The 3,144-nt window shown below is 66.7% G+C and carries 4 protein-coding genes; 2 read left to right on the top strand and 2 right to left on the bottom strand.

Going from position 1 to position 3,144, the window contains the following annotated elements; translation table 11 throughout:
• Positions 1-261: 261 nt before the first annotated feature.
• Entirely contained in the window at positions 262-486 is a 225-nt protein-coding gene (locus AB0I21_RS57235; protein WP_360574444.1) for a hypothetical protein, read from the top strand.
• 200 nt (positions 487-686) lie between these two features.
• On the opposite strand, the gene AB0I21_RS57240 is transcribed toward AB0I21_RS57235, so the two are convergent.
• Positions 687-1,034, bottom strand: coding sequence for a hypothetical protein (locus AB0I21_RS57240; RefSeq protein WP_360574446.1), 348 nt, complete (start codon positions 1,032-1,034; stop codon positions 687-689).
• Positions 1,035-1,429: 395 nt separating this feature from the next.
• The gene (locus AB0I21_RS57245; RefSeq protein WP_360574448.1) at positions 1,430-2,191 is read right to left on the bottom strand and encodes a hypothetical protein; all 762 of its coding nucleotides are present in this window, start codon (positions 2,189-2,191) and stop codon (positions 1,430-1,432) included.
• A gap of 98 nt (positions 2,192-2,289) precedes the next feature.
• Between AB0I21_RS57245 and AB0I21_RS57250 the strand changes: the two genes are divergently transcribed.
• Positions 2,290-2,967 (top strand): SMI1/KNR4 family protein, encoded by a 678-nt coding sequence (locus AB0I21_RS57250; RefSeq protein ID WP_360574450.1) that lies wholly within the window; start codon positions 2,290-2,292, stop codon positions 2,965-2,967.
• Positions 2,968-3,144 lie beyond the last annotated feature (177 nt).

Here is a 3,144-nt window from a genome sequence, read left to right on the forward strand (position 1 = left end):
ACGCCGTACATCGGCAGCAGATCCAACGCGAGCCAGTGCGACGTCGCGGTCCGGCCCCGCAGCAGGCCCGCGGCCGCGAGGATGGTCCCGCCCACAGTTCGGCCTGATCGCGGACGTGCTCGGGGGTGTCCCGATTGGGGTGCTCCCGCCACTTGGCCTGCACTACGAGCTCCGCTTGCGCGCCCGGCAGGGTGGTGTCAACTCCCACCAACACTAGGGTGCCCTCCTGGTCCGGGTGGTGTCAGCACTGACCTACAAGCGGTGCTGGTGGAGACCTCCAAAGCCAGTAAGGGGTTTCTCGTGGAGAACGTAAACGTGCAGTTGAGCCTGTCGCCGTGGGCTTGCGTTGCTGTCGCCGGGATCGTTGTGGGCGGGGGTGTCCTCGTCCTTCTCCGCTCCAAGTCGGAGGATCGGGCGGCCATTGCTGAGGCATTGGTCAAGGCGTTGCACCCCCGGCCGGCGCGCCTGATCGCGGCAGAAGAGTGAGCCTCAGCGACGCGGAGGAGGCGTCGAAACAACGCGATCCGGCAAGCATCAGTGGCATGTTCTTGCCGATGTTGAGGCAGTTGGACGGCGGCGTCGAACTCACCGCCGAAGGGAAGCCGCCCGCAGGCCCTGAACAGAGTGCGCCATCCGGGATCGAACACCGCATTCGCCGCTGCGAAGCCGCATCCCGGGTGGCGCGCTCAGGCCGGCGGGTCGGGCTGAATGGCGTCAAGCGCGTCGAGCGCCGCCAACTTCAGGCGCAGGGACTCCTCTTGGTCCGCACGGCTCCGGTCCTCGGTCGACAAGCTGTCGACCAGGAAGCGTGTCGTGACGAGACCGCGCTCCAGGCAATCGCGGATAAACGCGAGATCGCCGCCGGTCAACGCCACCTCGAGGTAGGCGTCCCGTGGCGGCCAGCCCACCGGACCCTGACCACGCTCCGGGTGGCTCGCGTTGGCGTCCCACCCGAGTTGGCGCAACCGAAACGCCTGGGCGGCAACGGCCTGGTCCCCACCGACGTTCTCAACGGCATGGACGTTGTCGAGCACGGCATCGATGGTTAGCCACTGCGCGACGGCTACCTGCGCCACATCGCCCCCTCAGGCTCCGATCGTCCCTCGCATCGCGCTGTCCAACCAGTCCAACGCCATCCCAAGTCAAGGTGCGTTGTTCGCAGACACTACTTCGCCCTCCTCGATCCGCTCAGGCGAGCGCTCTCGGATGAGCCGGGCGGCTCCCGTCGAACCACTCTTCGGTTCTCTCATCGCAGCAAGATCGAACGTACTCAATTCGACAAGACAGGAAGCGTTGGCCACGACGAGCCGTTGACGGTCCGTGACCAGCCACGGTCGACCCCGCCGCGACCGCGCACCAACGGCGGCATGAGCGGATGCCAGTTCGTCCGAGGGCCGATATCGCCGGTACGGCCCCTCCTTGGGGATTGTCACGGGGTCCGGCGGGACGGCCGATCGTGATCATCAATGGTGAACGTGTACTGCTCGTCACCCACGGCGGCGCGGATCGTGTGGTCGTCAACGAAGCGGTACTCGGTGAGTGAGACGTCGTGATAGTCCCAGGAGTACACGAGCAATTGCCCCATATCTCTGGCGAGAAGTCCCGTGCCTACCCAGAGGTGCAAGGACCTTGGGCCGTCAGGTCCCAATTCGAAGCCGTCGGTTCGCTCTGCCAGGGCGTACCGCCCGTCCGGTGACTGCATGAGCACCTTCCAGGTCGGCGCGTAGCCATGCACGCATGGCGCGCAGAACAGTCCCAACACGGCCGCAACAGCCAGACCGGTCGCGGTGAAGCCACCTGACCAGGGGGAGCCCTTTCGCCGCAGGAGCAGCGCGATAACGAGCACGCCCAAGCCGACAACGATCGCGGCGGTGACGAGCCCGGCCGTGGATCTGTCCAACCGCGCGTAGTTCCACGGATTCACGACGACCAGCACACTCACCGTCACGCCGACGCCCAACAACGATGCCAACCCTGGCAGGAGCAAGCGGGTATCGCGCACCGGTCGATATTGACTACGCCCGTACCGCCGAGCAAGTGCCTCCATGAGATCTTCACAGCAGTCCAGACGTGAACGAAGGCCACCGTAGCCGGGTGCGCGCTCATCGGCACGAGCGAGCGCCCGATCCTGTAGAGCGGCCCGCCGCAGCGATGCACGGAGCATGACCGTCACCGGCAAGCCGCTGCGCACGCTCGGCGGCATATGGGCACAGCCGGTCTTGATTGGTGGCATTGAAGATCACGACCGTCGCGGTCGGCGTGACCGCGGCACGCCACTAAACTCGGCGCGTGAGCGAGGCGACGTGGCATTCGGTTCGGGATCGGGTGCTGCGCTTGCGAGATGCACCGGGTGCGGACGAGGTCTTCGGCGGCTTTGCTCATCGGTTCGCGTTGGCGCCGCCGCTGTCGGAAGCGGAGGTCCAGGAAGCGGAGCGTGCGTTGCGGGTTCGGCTGCCGGACGAGTATCGCAGCTTCCTGCTGAACGTCGGTGCCGGTGGCGCAGGCCCTGCGTACGGCGTGCTGACGCTGCGCCGAGCAGCGCATGGCTGGGAGTGGGATGCGGACAGCACGCATCGCATCGACGTCGACCGGCTGCGGGAGCCCTACTCGCCCCAACACATCGGTGGTCAGCCCATCGACCCGCTGCAGTTTCGACCGTTGCAGCGGTACGACTTCGAGTACTACGACGACTACCAGGCTGCGCAGCAGCGGTGGGAAGACACGCTGTGGCATCCCGACCGCACCGCCGGCGCGGTGTGCCTGTGCGACGCGGGCTGCCTGCGCCGCTACTGGCTCGTGGTCACCGGAGACGACCGCGGGGCGATCTGGCGGGACTACCGCATCGACGGCATCGATCTCGCTCCGATGTTCGACGGCCATGGCCACCGGCTCACGTTCAGCCGATGGTATCTGGACTGGCTCAGCGACGCCGAGATGCGGGCGGGCGCCGATCCATCGGCGCACTGACATCGGCAAGACAGGAAGGGTCGGCATTGCCGGGACGCCTCGCTCGCTGTGACGACCGAGGTGCCGGCGCCGCGCAAGACCAGCGGCAGATGAGGATGTTCAGTCTGGGTAGCCGCCGAGCGGGTCGATGGTCATCGTCTTGTGCTGGGGATGGGGCGACAGCCAGCCGGTCGATTG

The sequence above is a fragment of the Dactylosporangium sp. NPDC050588 genome, from assembly GCF_040654975.1.
Taxonomy (GTDB): Bacteria; Actinomycetota; Actinomycetes; order Mycobacteriales; family Micromonosporaceae; genus Dactylosporangium; species Dactylosporangium maewongense.